The organism is Clostridium kluyveri DSM 555 (genome assembly GCF_000016505.1).
Classification (GTDB): domain Bacteria; phylum Bacillota; class Clostridia; order Clostridiales; family Clostridiaceae; genus Clostridium_B; species Clostridium_B kluyveri.
This window is the reverse complement of record NC_009706.1, coordinates 3,420,573-3,436,864: the sequence shown is the minus strand read 5'-3', so window position 1 is coordinate 3,436,864 and position 16,292 is coordinate 3,420,573. Positions and strand designations below refer to the sequence as shown.

General features: G+C 33.5%; 14 protein-coding genes. 13 read left to right on the top strand and 1 reads right to left on the bottom strand.

What is annotated here, in order from left to right:
- Nucleotides 1–178: 178 nt before the first annotated feature.
- The 11 genes from splB (at nucleotide 179) to smpB (ending at nucleotide 12,231) form a co-directional block, all read left to right on the top strand.
- On the top strand, nucleotides 179–1,207 hold the full coding sequence (gene splB, locus CKL_RS16465) for a spore photoproduct lyase (RefSeq protein WP_012620926.1): 1,029 nt from the start codon (nucleotides 179–181) through the stop codon (nucleotides 1,205–1,207).
- Between the two features lie 116 nt (nucleotides 1,208–1,323).
- Entirely contained in the window at nucleotides 1,324–1,791 is a 468-nt protein-coding gene (locus CKL_RS16460) for a tRNA (cytidine(34)-2'-O)-methyltransferase (RefSeq protein ID WP_012103717.1), read from the top strand.
- Nucleotides 1,792–1,845: 54 nt separating this feature from the next.
- Complete coding sequence (locus tag CKL_RS16455) at nucleotides 1,846–2,685, top strand: DegV family protein (protein WP_012103716.1); 840 nt, start codon at nucleotides 1,846–1,848, stop codon at nucleotides 2,683–2,685.
- A gap of 180 nt (nucleotides 2,686–2,865) precedes the next feature.
- On the top strand, nucleotides 2,866–3,873 hold the full coding sequence (gap, locus tag CKL_RS16450; RefSeq protein ID WP_012103715.1) for a type I glyceraldehyde-3-phosphate dehydrogenase: 1,008 nt from the start codon (nucleotides 2,866–2,868) through the stop codon (nucleotides 3,871–3,873).
- Nucleotides 3,874–3,993: 120 nt separating this feature from the next.
- Nucleotides 3,994–5,190, top strand: coding sequence for a phosphoglycerate kinase (locus CKL_RS16445; RefSeq protein ID WP_012103714.1), 1,197 nt, complete (start codon nucleotides 3,994–3,996; stop codon nucleotides 5,188–5,190).
- A gap of 21 nt (nucleotides 5,191–5,211) precedes the next feature.
- Nucleotides 5,212–5,958 carry a triose-phosphate isomerase gene (gene tpiA, locus CKL_RS16440; protein WP_012103713.1) on the top strand — a complete coding sequence of 249 codons (747 nt, stop codon included), beginning with the start codon at nucleotides 5,212–5,214 and terminating at the stop codon, nucleotides 5,956–5,958.
- An 18-nt stretch (nucleotides 5,959–5,976) separates the two neighbouring features.
- On the top strand, nucleotides 5,977–7,506 hold the full coding sequence (gene gpmI, locus CKL_RS16435; protein WP_012103712.1) for a 2,3-bisphosphoglycerate-independent phosphoglycerate mutase: 1,530 nt from the start codon (nucleotides 5,977–5,979) through the stop codon (nucleotides 7,504–7,506).
- Nucleotides 7,507–7,605: 99 nt separating this feature from the next.
- Complete coding sequence (eno, locus tag CKL_RS16430; protein ID WP_012103711.1) at nucleotides 7,606–8,898, top strand: phosphopyruvate hydratase; 1,293 nt, start codon at nucleotides 7,606–7,608, stop codon at nucleotides 8,896–8,898.
- A gap of 199 nt (nucleotides 8,899–9,097) precedes the next feature.
- The gene (gene secG, locus CKL_RS16425) at nucleotides 9,098–9,331 is read left to right on the top strand and encodes a preprotein translocase subunit SecG (RefSeq protein ID WP_012103710.1); all 234 of its coding nucleotides are present in this window, start codon (nucleotides 9,098–9,100) and stop codon (nucleotides 9,329–9,331) included.
- 250 nt (nucleotides 9,332–9,581) lie between these two features.
- Nucleotides 9,582–11,711 (top strand): ribonuclease R, encoded by a 2,130-nt coding sequence (gene rnr, locus CKL_RS16420; protein WP_012103709.1) that lies wholly within the window; start codon nucleotides 9,582–9,584, stop codon nucleotides 11,709–11,711.
- A gap of 46 nt (nucleotides 11,712–11,757) precedes the next feature.
- Nucleotides 11,758–12,231, top strand: a complete 474-nt coding sequence (smpB, locus tag CKL_RS16415) for an SsrA-binding protein SmpB (RefSeq protein ID WP_012103708.1) — start codon at nucleotides 11,758–11,760, stop codon at nucleotides 12,229–12,231.
- A 53-nt stretch (nucleotides 12,232–12,284) separates the two neighbouring features.
- On the opposite strand, the gene CKL_RS16410 is transcribed toward smpB, so the two are convergent.
- Complete coding sequence (locus CKL_RS16410; RefSeq protein ID WP_012103707.1) at nucleotides 12,285–13,181, bottom strand: LysR family transcriptional regulator; 897 nt, start codon at nucleotides 13,179–13,181, stop codon at nucleotides 12,285–12,287.
- 128 nt (nucleotides 13,182–13,309) lie between these two features.
- Between CKL_RS16410 and CKL_RS16405 the strand changes: the two genes are divergently transcribed.
- Complete coding sequence (locus CKL_RS16405) at nucleotides 13,310–14,557, top strand: APC family permease (protein ID WP_012103706.1); 1,248 nt, start codon at nucleotides 13,310–13,312, stop codon at nucleotides 14,555–14,557.
- A gap of 299 nt (nucleotides 14,558–14,856) precedes the next feature.
- Entirely contained in the window at nucleotides 14,857–16,086 is a 1,230-nt protein-coding gene (locus CKL_RS16400; protein WP_012103705.1) for an ammonium transporter, read from the top strand.
- The last annotated feature ends 206 nt before the right edge of the window (nucleotides 16,087–16,292 follow it).

The following is a 16,292-nucleotide window of genomic DNA, read 5'->3' as shown; positions in this document are numbered from 1 at the left end:
ATAAAGGTTATATCCTATTTTGAAGGAGATAAGAGTATCAGCTAATTTTAGGCTTTGTATAAAAATGCACAAGTCGGTATTGTTTAAAGGCAAAAAACTCATACTATCAGTAGGAAAGTTCAGTTATTAAATTATTTTGTTGATAATGGTTTATTGAAAAGAGAACAAATTTTAATGAATGTATGAGGTGATTTGTGTGTTCGTGCCAAAGAGAGTGGTATTTGAAGAAAAAGCTTTAGAATATAATTTGGGGAATAATATTTTAGATTACTTTAAGCATAAAAATAATGTGGAGATACTGTATTCTAAAAGTGGAAGAATAGTTGGAATACCTGGTAAAAATCCAGAAGAAATGTATCTTCAAGGCAAAAATACTTTAGTAGTGGGTATAAGAAAGAGTTCCAGTTTTCAATCCTGCAGGCCTTCTGCCCATTATCAACTTCCCTTATGTAGTGGGTGTATGGGAATGTGTGAATATTGTTATTTAAACACTCAGATGGGTAAAAGACCTTATATGAAAGTATATGTTAATTTGGATGAAATATTAAATAAAGCTGAGAAATATGAGATAGAAAGATACCCGAATAGTACTATATTTGAAGGAGCTGCAACTTCAGATCCTATTCCTGTAGAATTTTATACAGGAGCTTTAAAGAAGGCTATAGAATTTTTTGGCTCAAGGGATAATTCTTATTTTAGATTTGTTACAAAATTTACAGATATAAATAGTCTGCTTAATTTAGAGCATAATGGTAAAACCACCATCAGGTTCAGTATCAATACAGATAAAATAATAACTCAGTTTGAGCATAGAACTCCAAAGGTGGAAGAAAGATTAAGAGCAGCTTTTAAAGTGATAAAAGCTGGGTATAAACTTGGGTTCATAATTGCTCCTGTTTTTTTATACTCCAATTGGAAAGAAGAGTATAAGGTTCTTCTAGAAAAGATAAATAATATTTTTCAAGGAGAGGAAATTTCTTTTGAGGTAATATCTCATAGATTCACTAAAAGAGCCAAAGAAAATATTTTAAAAGTATATTCCAGCACCAGTCTTCCTATGGAGGAGGAAGGGAGAAAATTTAAATATGGTCAATTTGGTTATGGGAAATACATATATAAACGAGAGGAATTAGAGGATATGAAAGAGTTTTTTGAAAAAAATATAGGAATAAATTTTGGAGCAGGTGCTATAAATTATATTATATAATTTATAGCACCTGCCCTTTACTGTAGTATTATTATGGAGTAATATATTTATTAGGACTTTTGAACTAATGAGTCAATTTTTTTGTCGTACAGATATGTTTAGAGGAGGAAATGATATTGAGCTTGAATATAGTTCTGTTTGAACCTGAAATACCTCAAAATACCGGTAATATTGCCAGGACTTGTGTGCTTACAGGTTCAAGACTTCATCTTATAAAGCCTTTAGGTTTTAGTTTAGATGAAAAGCATTTAAGAAGAGCAGGCCTTGATTATTGGAAATACTTGGATTTAACTTTATATGATTGTTATGAGGAACTTAGAGAAAGATATAAAAATGGTACTTTCTATTTCTCTACTACCCATGGAAAAAATTTTTATCAACATGCAAAATTTAAAGATGAAGATTTTATAGTTTTTGGAAAAGAAAGCTGTGGATTACCTGATAAAATAAGAGATAGTAATCCGGAGAAAAATATAAGGTTACCTATGATAAAAACAACTACCCGTTCTTTGAACTTATCCAATGCTGTAGCAATAGTTGTTTATGAAGCCTTGAGACAGCTGGACTTTCCAAATATGAAATAAGAAATTCCGGCTTGATATGTATATTTACATACCTAAGGGAGGAGCTATCTTAAAATGGAGAAAATAAAAATAATAACAGACAGTACTGCAGATTTGCCAGACAGTATATTGAAAAAATATAATATAGAGGTACTGCCTCTTCTTATTAATTTTGGAAAAGACTCTTATAAAGATGGAATTGATATAGATATTCATACTCTTTTGCATAAAATGGATAAAAGTGATGTATTCCCATCTACCACACAGGTAAATCCCCAAATATTCTTAGAATGTTATGATTCCTATATAAAACAAGGATATAAAATAGTGTCTATTCATCTTTCATCCAAAATGAGTGGTACATATCAATCGGCATGTATTGCAAAAGAAATGCTTCAAACAGAGGATATAATTGTAATAGATGGCATGAATGTAACTTCAGGATTGGGACTTCAGGTTATTAAGGCTGCGAAATTAAAGGAAGAAGGTCTTAAGATAAAAGAGATAGAGGATAAAATAAAAGAAATTTCCCCTCATATAAAGAGTACACTTGCTTTTAATAGTTTAGACAACCTTGTGAAGGGAGGGCGTCTTTCTAAAACGGCTGGCGTTATAGGGAACATCCTGGGGATAAAAATAATAGTGGCAGTAGAAAATGGTGAAATGACAGTAATTGATAAGGTAAGGGGAAGTAAAAGAACTCTCAGAAATATGGTGGATTATATTGATAAAAAGGGGATAAAAGAAGGGGAAGTATCTATATTGCTTCATGTAGGAGAATCGGATATATTGGACGTACTTAGGAAGAATTTAGAGGAAAAGAAAATAGAGTTTATAGAATGTGAAGTGGGCTGCACAGTAGGAGTACATTCGGGTTCTAGAGCTTGCGGATTATTTTTTATAGAAAATTATTAGGATGGAATTTGCATATAAGAAACACTTAATTTTAAGCATATAAGAAAATACCAGATATTTTTACCAGGTATTTTCTTATATGCTTTATATTTATGAATATTTTTATATGAACTGCGATAAAATATAAATTAGTAGCGGCAGTAATAGGATAGATATTTTAATATTAGGAGGGAATTGGAAGTGACTAAAGTTGGTATTAATGGTTTTGGCAGGATAGGAAGAAATGTATTTAAGGCATTGATAAAAAATTATGGTGATAATCTGGAAGTTGTGGGTATTAACGATTTGACTGATGCAAATACCCTGGCTCATTTGTTAAAATATGATTCATTGTATGGAAAATTTCAGGGAAGCTTGGAAGTAAAGGAAGATTCAATAATTGTAAATGGAAAAAAGGTAAAAATATTTGCAGAAAGAGATCCTAAAAATATAGATTGGAGTTCTTTGGGTGTAGAAATAGTTATAGAGTGTACAGGATTATTCACAGATGCCACAAAGGCCAGTGCACATATGGGGGGGCAGGTAAAAAAAATCTTAATATCCGCTCCGGCTAAAAATGAGGACATTACCATAGTCATGGGAGTTAATGAAGAAAGTTATGATTCTTCTAAGCACAATATAATTTCAAATGCGTCTTGTACCACAAATTGTCTTGCACCTTTTGCCAAAGTGCTTCATAGAGAATTTGGCATAGTAAAAGGATTGATTACTACGGTTCATTCTTATACAGGAGATCAGAGGTTGCTTGATGCTCCACATAAGGACATGAGGAGAGCTAGAGCTGCAATAGAGTCCATGGTACCGACTACTACGGGAGCTGCAAGAGCTGTTGCATTGGTACTTCCAGAGTTAAAAGGAAAATTAAACGGATTTTCCCTAAGAGTCCCCACTCCTACGGTGTCTTGTACGGATCTAGTTGCAGAGCTTTCAAAAGATATTACGGCAGATGAGGTAAATAAAGCATTTAAAAAGTCTGCAGAAACTGATATGAAGGGGATACTTGGATATAGTGAAGAACCTTTGGTGTCCATAGATTACAGGGGAGATGATAGATCCTGTATAATAGATGCCCTTTCAACCATGGCTATAGGAGGAAATATGATAAAGGTCATCGCCTGGTATGACAATGAGTTCGGATACTCCAACAGACTCGCGGATTTAACTAAATATATTGCTGATAGACTATAGGCAGTACAAGGTTCCTGATTTTGTAGTTTTTGCTATAAGACAGGGATTTTTTACTATAATATTTTCTAAATCAGTTGTATAATATTAAATAGAGTGTTTATAAAGGAGATGAAAAGATAGATGGTTTTTAATAAAAAGACAATTGAAGATGTAGACGTGAAAGGAAAAAGGGTGCTCGTGAGATGTGATTTTAATGTGCCTCTACAAGAAGGGAAGATTACAGATGAGAATAGACTTATAGGCTCTCTTCCTACTATAAAGTATTTAATGGAGAACAATGCTAAAGTTATACTCTGTTCACATCTTGGAAAACCAAAAGGGGAAGTAAAGCCAGAAATGTCACTACTTCCTGTTGCAAAAAGGCTTTCAGAACTTTTAAAAAAAGAAGTAGTATTTGCAGCAGATGATAATGTGGTAGGAGAAAATGCAAAAGCTGCAGTCAAAAATATGAAAGATGGAGATGTAATACTGCTTCAGAATACAAGATATAGGATAGAGGAAACTAAAAATCAGGATAACTTTTCAAAAGAACTGGCATCCCTTGGAGAAATTTTTGTGAATGATGCTTTTGGTACCGCTCATAGAGCACATTGTTCCACTGTAGGAGTCACTAAATTTCTGCCTACAGCTGTATGCGGGTATTTAATACAAAAAGAACTTGAATTTTTAGGAAATGCCATAGAAAATCCATCCAGACCTTTTACAGCCATACTTGGTGGAGTAAAGGTTTCCGATAAGATAAATGTAATAAATAATTTATTGGAAAAGGTAGACACTTTAATAATTGGAGGAGGAATGAGTTATACTTTTGCAAGAGCACAAGGGTACACCATAGGAACCTCCGTAGTGGAAGAAGATAAAATAGAATATGCAAAAGAAATGATAGATAAGGCAAAAGAAAAGGGTATAAAGTTATTGCTGCCTATAGATAGAGTAGTTACGGATAAATTTGATGAAAGTGCAGAGCCTATATTAGAGGATGACAAAAATATAAAGGATGGTTATATGGGTATGGATATTGGACCTAAAACGGCCAAAGTATATGCAGATGCCATAAAGGATTCCAAAACTATAATTTGGAATGGTCCCATGGGAGTGTTTGAATTTAAGAATTTTGCAAAGGGAACTTTTGCAGTGGCTAAAGCTATGGCTGAATCAGGTGCCATTACTATCATAGGGGGAGGAGATAGTGCAGCAGCTATAAATCAGCTGGGTTTTGGAGATAAAATGACTCATATATCCACAGGTGGAGGAGCTTCTCTTGAATTTTTAGGAGGGGAAGAGTTACCGGGGATATCTGCTTTAAATAATAAATAACTTTAATAGGGGGAATTATTTATGAGAAAAGCAATAATAGCGGGAAATTGGAAAATGAATAAAAATCTAGAGGATGCTTTGGAACTGGTTGAAGAATTGAAGCCTCTTGTAAGGGGTGCAAAGTGTGATGTAGTTTTATGTCCGCCTTATGTTTGTCTTGATGCAGTGGTTAAATCGGTAGGTGGAACCAATATAAAAGTTGGAGCACAGAATATGCATTATGAAGAAAGTGGTGCCTACACAGGGGAAATTTCTCCAGGGATGTTAAAGTCCCTTAAAGTAGATTATGTTATAATCGGACACAGTGAAAGAAGACAGTATTTTAACGAAAAAGATGAGACAATAAATAAAAAGATAAAAAAAGCCTTTGAGCATGATATAATCCCTATAGTTTGCTGCGGGGAAAGTCTTTTGGAGAGAGAAAATGGTATAACAGAAGAAGTACTGGGCAGGCAGATAAAACTGGCACTTAAGGATCTCAGAAAGGAACAGGTGGAAAAGATTGTTATAGCTTATGAACCCATATGGGCTATAGGAACAGGTAAAACTGCCACAGATAAACAGGCAAATGATACAATAGCTCATATAAGAGGTGTAGTTTCAAAAATGTATGGAGAAAATGCAGCAGAAGTAGTAAGAATTCAATATGGAGGCTCTGTAAAACCTGCTACAATTAAAGCCCAGATGGAACAACCGCATATAGATGGAGCATTAGTTGGAGGAGCCAGCTTAAAGCCACAAGATTTTGCGGCTATAGTAAATTATTAAATTTTTTTGGAGGAAGACATGGGAAAAAAGCCAGTAATGCTTATGATACTAGATGGTTTTGGAATTTCAAAAATAGATAATGGAAATGCTGTGAAGGCAGCGTATAAACCTAACTTAGATAAATATTTTAAAAAGTATCCCCATACTGAACTTGGAGCTAGTGGTCTGAGTGTAGGATTACCAGAAGGTCAAATGGGTAATTCAGAGGTTGGACATTTAAATATAGGGGCAGGGAGAATAGTGTATCAAGCCCTCACTAGAATTACAAAGTCTATAAATGAGGGACAATTTTTTAAAAATGAAGTTTTAAATAGTGCTGTAGATAATGCTGTTAAAAATAATTCGGATCTGCACCTTTTAGGACTTGTATCTCCTGGGGGAGTACACTCTCATACGAATCACTTAAAGGGACTTTTGCAGTTGGCTAAACAAAAAGGAGCAAGCAGGGTGTATATCCATGCCTTTACGGATGGGAGAGATGTTCCTCCAAGCTCTGCCTATATGTATATAGATGATATGGAAAAATACATACAAAAAATTGGAATAGGAAAAATAGCAACGGTGTCGGGAAGATATTATGCCATGGATAGAGATAAAAGATGGGAGAGAGTGGAACTTGCATATAATGCTTTGGTTTATGGCAGGGGGAATAAGGCAGCCAGTGCTTCCGAGGCAGTGACAAATTCTTATGACAATGGAAAAACGGATGAGTTCATAGTTCCAACAGTAATTGAAGAAGACAATAAGCCTGTGACAACCATAAAGAACGGAGATTCTGTAATATTTTTTAATTTCAGACCAGATAGGGCAAGGCAGCTTACAAGGGCTTTAAATGATAATATATTCAAAGGTTTTAAAAGGGAGAAGCTTGATTTGAAGTTTGTAACCATGACTGAATATGACGCAACCCTTGAAAATGTATATGTTGCCTTTAACAATGAAGTGTACAAAAATACTTTAGGAGAATATGTAAGTAAGATGGAGAAAAGTCAATTGAGAATAGCAGAAACAGAAAAATATGCCCATGTAACTTTTTTCTTCAATGGAGGAGTTGAGGCACCAAATAGAAATGAAGACAGGGAGCTTATTCCATCTCCAAAGGTGGCAACTTACGATTTAAAGCCTGAAATGAGTGCAAGAGAGGTAACCTCTACTGTTTTAGATAGATTAGATCAGGATAAATATGATATGATAATATTAAATTTTGCAAATCCGGATATGGTAGGGCATACAGGAATATTTCAGGCTGCTAAAAAGGCAATAGAAGTGGTGGATGAGTGCTTAGGCAGGATTGTAAGCAAGATATTAGAAAAAAATGGTACAGTATTTATAACTGCAGACCATGGAAATTCCGAGCAGATGGTAGATTATTCTACAGGAAATCCTATGACAGCTCATACTACGAATTCAGTGCCATTTTTGTACGTATCAAAAAATTCCACTGAATTAAGAAAAGATGGCATATTAGCAGATATTTCTCCCACTATACTCCAGGTTATGGGACTTGAAAAACCTAAAGAAATGACAGGAAAAAGTCTTATTAAATAGTAAAATTTTGCATTGATTAATTTCTAGGAACATTATCAAAATAAAGTATTGAGAGGAGTTGAAAAAAGTCGTCATAAGTCTATGTGGCGGTGAATATTCATGAGAAATTATGTAGAGATAGTAGATGTAACAGCAAGACAAATTCTTGATTCCAGGGCAAATCCAACTGTGGAGGTGGAAGTAATACTAGAAGATGGTACAGAAGGAAGGGCAGCAGTGCCTTCTGGTGCATCTACCGGTGCATTTGAAGCTGTGGAGCTAAGAGATGAAGACAAGGAAAAATATATGGGAAAGGGCGTTTTAAAGGCTGTAGAAAATGTAAATAATTATATTGCAGAAGAACTTATCGGAATGAATGTATTTGATCAGGTATTGATAGATAAAACCATGTTGGAACTTGATGGTACTCACAATAAAGGCAAATTGGGGGCTAATGCCACTTTAGGGGTATCTCTTGCTTGTGCAAGAGCTGCAGCTAAATATCTGGGGCTCAGCTTATACCAATATATAGGTGGGGTAAATGCCAAAGTTCTGCCTGTTCCTATGATGAACATAGTAAATGGAGGAAAACATGCAGATAATAATGTAGATCTTCAGGAATTTATGATAATGCCTGTGGGAGCTCCAAGCTTTACAGAAGCACTTAGAATGAGCTCGGAAGTTTACCATACATTAAAATCACTTTTAAAATCTAAAGGACAGGATACAGGTGTAGGTGATGAAGGCGGTTTTGCTCCAAATTTAAATTCCAATGAAGAGGCAATACAAATAATAGTTGAAGCTGTAGAAAAAGCTGGATATGTTCCTGGAAAAGATATATTTATAGCTTTAGATCCTGCTTCTACGGAAATATATGAAGATGGAAAATATAATTTGAAGAGTGAAGGAAAAGTTTTAAGTTCAGAAGAAATGGTAGATTACTATGTGACTCTTGTGAATAAATATCCTATAATTTCTATAGAGGATGCCATGGCAGAAGAGGATTGGGAAGGATGGAGCATACTCACTGAAAAGCTGGGAGATAAGGTGCAGCTTGTAGGAGATGACTTGTTTGTTACCAACACGGAAAGATTAAAAAAAGGCATAGATAAAAAAGTGGCAAATTCCATACTTATAAAATTAAATCAGATAGGAACTCTTACAGAAACATTAAATGCTATAGAAATGGCGGAAAGAGCCGGATATACTGCAGTAGTGTCCCATAGATCTGGAGAGACGGAAGATACCACTATAGCTGATTTGGTTGTAGCAGTAAATGCAGGACAGATAAAAACTGGTGCTCCGGCTAGAAGTGAGAGAGTGGCAAAATATAATCAACTTTTAAGAATAGAAGAGGAACTTGGTGAAACGGCTGAGTATAGAGGATTAAATACCTTCTACAATATCAAGTAATCTTTGAAACAATAGAAATTTACCATTTACAATCATGATTTTTAAAGGCCTGTTTTTGAAGGCCTTTAAAAATTGCAATTCCAATATATATATGCTACAATAAGATAGCTAAAAAGGAATGTAATGAGAATATGTTCAATGCGTGTGTAAATTTGTTTTAAGTTAATTATTTCCTATGTAATGGCAGGAGGTGGAATCCATGCATATTTTTTTAATAATTGCACAACTTGTAATAGGAGTTATGCTTATATGTGTTATATTGATGCAGCCAGGAAAGACCAATGGTTTAAGTGGATTTATATCAGGAGGGCCTTCTGAAAGTTTTTATTCAAAAAATAAATCCAGAACTTCAGAAGCAATGTTATCCAGAATAACTGTTGTGTTAGCTATATTATTTGCAGCTATATGTATAGTACAGACTATGATAAAATAATTTGAATAATGGTTTACATAAATAGAGTAGATTTATACTCTATTTATTTTTTTAATATGCGGTGAGAAATATTTTATAAAATATTTTACAATTGAGGGAATATATTGACTTATAACATGGACATAATATATCATTAGGATATATAAAATACAGGAAGTAAGTAAAGGTATTTATTTAAAGTAAAAATGTTTTTATAATATGGAATATTGTTTTATTACTAATATCAATATATATAGAAGGTGGTGAAAAAATGAATATAAAAGAAGCTATTGTAGATTTTATGAAAGAACAGGCTTATAAGCCTATGAATATAAAAGAATTGGAAAGAGTGTTTTCTGTAAAAAAAGCAGATGTGAAAAATTTTAAAAAAATAGTAGATGAGATAGAAAGAGAAGGTGCCATAGTTAAGACCCGTACTAATAGGTATGGAATACCGGATAGAATGGGTCTCGTAACTGGAAAATTTCAAGGACATCAGAAAGGATATGGTTTTGTAATACCTTATGATGAGGGAAAGGATATATTTGTCCCATCCTCAGCATTAAATGGAGCCATGAACGGGGATAGGGTAGTAGTAAAAATAACCAAACAAGCAAATACGGAAAAGAAATGTGAAGGAGAAATAATAAGGGTACTTGAAAGAGCAAACAGTAAAGTTATAGGGACCTTTGAAAACAGCAGAAATTTTGGATTTGTTGTACCGGAAGAAAAACGCATATATCAGGATATATTCATACCTAAAAACTGTAAAAAGGAAGCTGAGACAGGTGATATTGTAATTGCAGAAATCACTCAGTGGCCTGACAAGAGGAGAAATCCGGAAGGTAAAATAGTTGATATACTGGGCAAAAAAGGAGAAAAGGGCATAGATATATTGACTATAATAAAAAAGAATAATCTTCCCGAGGAATTTCCACAGAAGGTTGAATCCTATGCGGAGAATATACCGGAAAAAATACCGGATAAAGAGTATGAAAGAAGAATGGATTTAAGGAATATTCTCACTGTCACAATAGATGGAGAAGATGCCAAGGATTTAGACGATGCGGTGTCCCTGGAAAAACTTCCTGATGGAAGCTACTATTTAGGAGTACATATAGCAGATGTATCTTATTATGTAAAAGAAAAAAATCCGCTGGATAAAGAAGCATTAAAAAGGGGAACATCAGTATATCTCATAGACAGGGTTATACCCATGCTTCCTAAAAAGTTATCTAATGGAATTTGCAGCTTGAATCCCAATATAGATAGACTAACCCTAAGTTGTTTTATGAAAATAGATGGAAATGGAAAAGTTATAGAACATAATATTGTAGAAAGTGTAATAAGAAGCAATGAAAGAATGACTTACACAGATGTTACAAAGATACTTAAAGGGGATACGGAAACCATAGAAAAGTACGGTAATCTTGTGGATACATTTAAGCTTATGGAGGAACTTTGCAGAATTTTAAATAAAAAAAGAATGATGCGGGGGGCTATAGATTTTGACTTTGAGGAATGTAAGATAACTCTTAACGAATTGGGTGTGCCTATAAAGATTGAACCCTATGAAAGGGGAATATCAAATAGGATAATAGAGGAATTTATGCTGGTGTGCAATGAAACCATAGCAGAGCATATGTTCTGGACTACTCTACCTTTTGTATTTAGAGTACATGAAAATCCTGATGAAGAAAAATTGATGCATTTTAATGAATTTATTCATAATCTAGGATATGTGGTGAGATGGGGAAAAGATGTTCATCCAAAAACACTTCAGGATATAATAGATAAGGTAAAGGGAAAAAAGGAGGAAACTGTTGTAAGTACGTTAATGCTTCGTTCTATGAAGCAGGCCAGATATTCTCCTGAATGTATAGGACACTTTGGATTGGCAGCCAAGTATTATTGCCATTTTACATCTCCCATAAGAAGGTATCCTGATCTTATTATCCATAGAATAATTAAAGAATTTATAAATGGTCAGTTAACTGATAATAGGATAAAAAGATTGGTAAAGGAAGTGGATTATGCAGCTAGGCAATCTTCTGATATGGAAAGATTGGCTCAGGAAGCAGAAAGAGAAGTAGATGACTTGAAAAAGGCGGAATATATGAGTACAAGAATAGGGGAAGAATTTAATGGTATAATATCTTCGGTTACTAATTTTGGAATGTTTGTAGAAATTCCAAATACTATAGAAGGATTAGTTCACATAAGTACTTTGGAAGATGATTATTATGTATATGATGAAAAACACTTAAGTCTTATAGGCGAAAGAACCAAAAATATCTACAAATTAGGTGATGAAGTTAGAATTTATGTATCAAAGGTTGACCTGGCTGCTCATGAGATATATTTTGAAGTAGTAAAAGAAAAAGATGATAAAGAGGAATAGACTTGTTTAAAATAGTCCATGAAAGTTGTAAGGGGGGGATAAAACCATGTCGGCTAAAAATAAATCCAATAATAAAACTCTTGCGGAAAATAGAAAGGCAAGACATGATTATTTCATTGAAGAATCAATGGAAGCGGGAATACAATTGGTTGGAACCGAGGTTAAATCTATAAGGGCGGGAAAATCCAATTTAAAAGATAGCTATGGTGAAATAATAAATGGAGAAATTTTTATACGTAATATGCATATAAGTCCCTATGAAAAAGGAAATATATTTAATAGAGATCCTCTAAGGGACAGAAAGTTACTTCTCCATAAGAAGGAAATAGCAAGACTGCTTGGATATACTGCACAGCAGGGATATACTATTGTGCCATTATCTCTTTATCTTAAAAATGGCAGGGTGAAAGTAAATCTAGCAGTAGCCAAAGGAAAGAAAAACTATGATAAAAGGGATTCCATGCTGGAGAAAGCTGCTAAAAGAGATATAGAGAGACAAATGAAAGAGAGATTTAGGTAGTCATATAAAAATTAAAGAAGTTCGTAAAAGGATACAGCGGTGTTACCTCACTTTCAAGAAGTTGGGGTGACAGGCATAGTGGAGGCCATTTGTATAAAAGTTTTCATTGCCGCTGTTATCCATTTATTCTTATGATAGAGCATCTGTGTCATCATATTAAATTCACATCCTTCTAAATCCAATAATATTAAATTCTTTTTAGCCAGTTCTTTTTTTACAGTCATCACAGGCAATAAAGTAATTCCAAGGTTACTCATAGTAAAATTCTTGATAGCCTCAACATTTCCTACCTCCAGTGATAAATGTGGACTTAGACCCGATTCATGAAATATTTTTTCAAAGGCATTTCTATAGCTGCAGCCACTTTCTGTAAGAATTAATGGCTCATCTTTAATATCTTCTATGGTTAGATTATTTTTATATGCTAATTTATTTAATGGTGAAGCCAGAACTGCCATAGGTTCATTATAGGACATGCATGATATTAAATCTGAATCCATAACTGGATCATCTAATATAAATATTAAATCCACTATATTATTTTTAAGCATATCTCTTAAATCGGAGCATATACCTAATTTAATTATAATTTCCACATCGGGATATTTTTTGTGGTAATTTCTGAGAAGCTCAGGAAGTTTCATCGTGCAAAGAGATTCAACGGTACCAATTCTTAAAGTTCCAGTAGGAATATCTGTGTCATTTATTGCTTCTTTAGCTTCATGTGCAAGATTCACTATATTTTGCGCATATTTAAGAAAGATTAGACCTTTAGAAGTCAACTTTATACTTCGTCCGATTCTTTCAAATAGCTTTATATTAAGTTCTTGTTCTAGAAGTTGAATTTGGGTTGTAATTGTAGATTGAGCATATCCAAGTTCTTTTGCGGCTTTAGAATAGCTTTTCAAATGGGTGATTTTACAAAATGTTATTAGATTTCTAAGTTCCATGGTATTTTCTCCTAACTTCAATAAAATTGAATTATAGTTTCAAATAATTCAATTTTATTAATAATTGATTCTATGTTAATATAATATTGATAAAAATTCAAGTTATTTTCAGGAAAAGTGGGGAGAGTATGGATAAAAATAGAAATATTGGAGTTGTTACACTTTGTGGCCTTATAGTTGGACCTGTTTTAGGATCAGGAATAGTATTATTGCCTCCAATAGCTTATGAGGTCATTGGTCAATGGGCTATATTGGCATGGATTGTAATAATGGCACTGGGAATTGTATTTGCTTATGTTTTTGTATTTTTAAGCTTAAAAAGTCCAGGGAATGAAGGAATTGCAATTGCAGTGGGTAATACCCTCGGAGTTTTTTGGCGTGAACTTACTGAAAATTTTCTCACAGCTGCCGTTTGTTTTGGTCCTGTAGCGGTTTTAATCACTGCAGCAGGTTTCTTGAAAAACTTTGGTGTTTTTTCAAATGTAAAGATTGAAATCATAGCCTTTGGAATAGAAATTATTTGTGTCTGTATAATTATTTCAGGTGTCAAAACTCTAGGAAGGGTAACTTTCATGTTAACTGCATTTACAGCAGTATTATTATTGTGTGGAAGTATCTATGCTTTGATTTTTAATTCCCACATAGGATTGCCTAATACAGCATTTTCTCTATCTAAATTTGGATATACACTGCTAATTTTATTTTGGGCAATAGTGGGGTGGGAGGTCATTGGTAACTATATTGAAGATATAGAAAATCCTAAAAAAACTCTTATGAAAGCTATGACAATAAGTCTTGTGATTATTGCAGTTTTGTATTTAGCCGCAGCACTTTCCATACAAAGTGTACTAGGAGGTAAACATGATATTATAGCAATTATGACTCCTTTATTTGGTATATTTGCTTTACCGATAATAGGAATTATTGCAATAGGTCTTTGTATGTGTACATACCTTATGGTAGTTGGGGCAGTTTCACGAATGAGTGCCCTTCGTGCAGCACAAAATAGATTGCCAGGATATCTTTCATACCTAAATAGAAATCAAAGTCCAGTTAATGCCGTTATAACTTTTGTCATTATACATTCCTTAGTGATGCTTCTCACAGGTATGGGAATTTTAAGTCTTGATAGTGTTGTAACCTGCGCAAATGTATTTTTTCTATGTAATGCAATAATTGGATTAGTTGCTGGATTTCGATTACTTCATAGCACAAAAATAAGAATTGCAATTGGCATACTTATCATAGCTTTTACTTTACTTTTATTTAAATCAAATTTGTGGAGTATTTTACTTTTAGTGATAGTTATTCTCTTATCCTTATATAATAATAAAAAATCAAGTGTAATTAATATTTCTGAAAAAACTGTATTGTAAAAATTTTAGATATTACTGATGTAATTGAAAAAATTGCACTTATAGAATTAAAAAATAATAAAATTATAGGCATAAAATTGAGAAATATTGAATATTAGATTTCTTTTTAAAATTATATATGCATATAATTTTGCAATTATCAATAAAAGCAAAAAATAATTAATGAATCAATAAAAATTTCAATATAACTATAGATAATTTGTACAAAAATTAGTATTATATAAATAGTTTTTTAAAAGGCCTTTAAAAACTATTTAATATAATACTTTATTTTTTATTTATTTTTAGGAGGTATTTTTATGAGTGGAGTGAATGCAGCAGATACTGTATTTGTAATTATGAGTACAGTTCTGGTAATGATTATGACTCCGGGACTAGCCTTGTTTTATGGAGGTATGGTTAGGGGGAAGAATACGTTAAACAGTACTCTTCATAGTTATTCAGCTCTGGCAGTAATATCCGTTCAATGGATATTTATAGGATATACATTGTGTTTTGGAACAGATATTGGTGGATTAATAGGAGGTTTCAATTTTGCAGGTTTGAAAGGAGTTGGAATTGCACCAAATGCAGATTATTCAAGTACAATTCCACAGCAGGCATTTATGATGTTTCAGCTTATGTTTGCAATAATAACTTCAGCTGTTATTTCAGGTTCTATTGCAGAGAGAATGAAATTTATTCACTGGATTTTATTCCTTTTTCTTTGGACAACACTAGTTTATGATCCTATTGCTCATTGGGTATGGGGAGCGGGAGGTTGGCTTAGAAATCTTGGAGCTTTGGATTTTGCAGGGGGAAATGTGGTGGAAATAAGTTCAGGTATATCAGGGCTTATTGCAGCATTGATGCTTGGAAAAAGGAAGAATGTAGGTAAACCCAGCAGTCTTCCATTAACCTGTTTAGGAGCTGGATTACTTTGGTTTGGGTGGTATGGATTTAATGCAGGAAGTGCACTGGCTGTAAACGGTGTAGCGCTAAATGCTTTTATAACTACCAATACCTCTGCTGCAACTTCTGTTGTAAGTTGGAGTATTTGCGAGTACATATATAGAAGAAAAGTAACCTCTCTTGGTGTTGTCAGCGGTATAGTGGCAGGTCTTGTAGCCATAACTCCGGCAGCGGGTTTTGTAAGTCCTATGGCTTCAGTAGTTATTGGGCTAGTGGCAGGAACTGTATGCTATGTAGCTATTACATTTGTCAAGTCTAAACTTGGATATGATGATGCACTGGATGTATTTGGATGCCATGGCATAGGGGGAATATGGGGCGGAATAGCCACAGGAATATTTGCATGGAAATCCATAAATCCAGCGGGTGCCAATGGATTGATACATGGAAATCCAAGATTGATAGGGATTCAGCTTATAGCTATTTTATCGAGTATTGCATATTCAGCTGTAGGCACATTTATAGTAATTAAAATAATTAATGCTTTAAGTGCCATGAGAGCCACTGATAAAAATGAACAGACGGGTCTTGATGTAACAGAGCATGGAGAAGAGGCCTATGGCGGACTTGGCGTATAAAAAAATAATTTAAATGTGCAAATATGGTTGAAAAGCTTTTATAAAATAGTATAAAATCTATATATAGAATATAAATATATATCTTCAGCTAATGTTCACATTAAAGTTAAGAATATTGATAATTTTTAGAATATTGCTCACTTGATTATAATTATAAAGGACTATATTCTTAAATGTGGCATATGTTACTTATATACTATTATTTT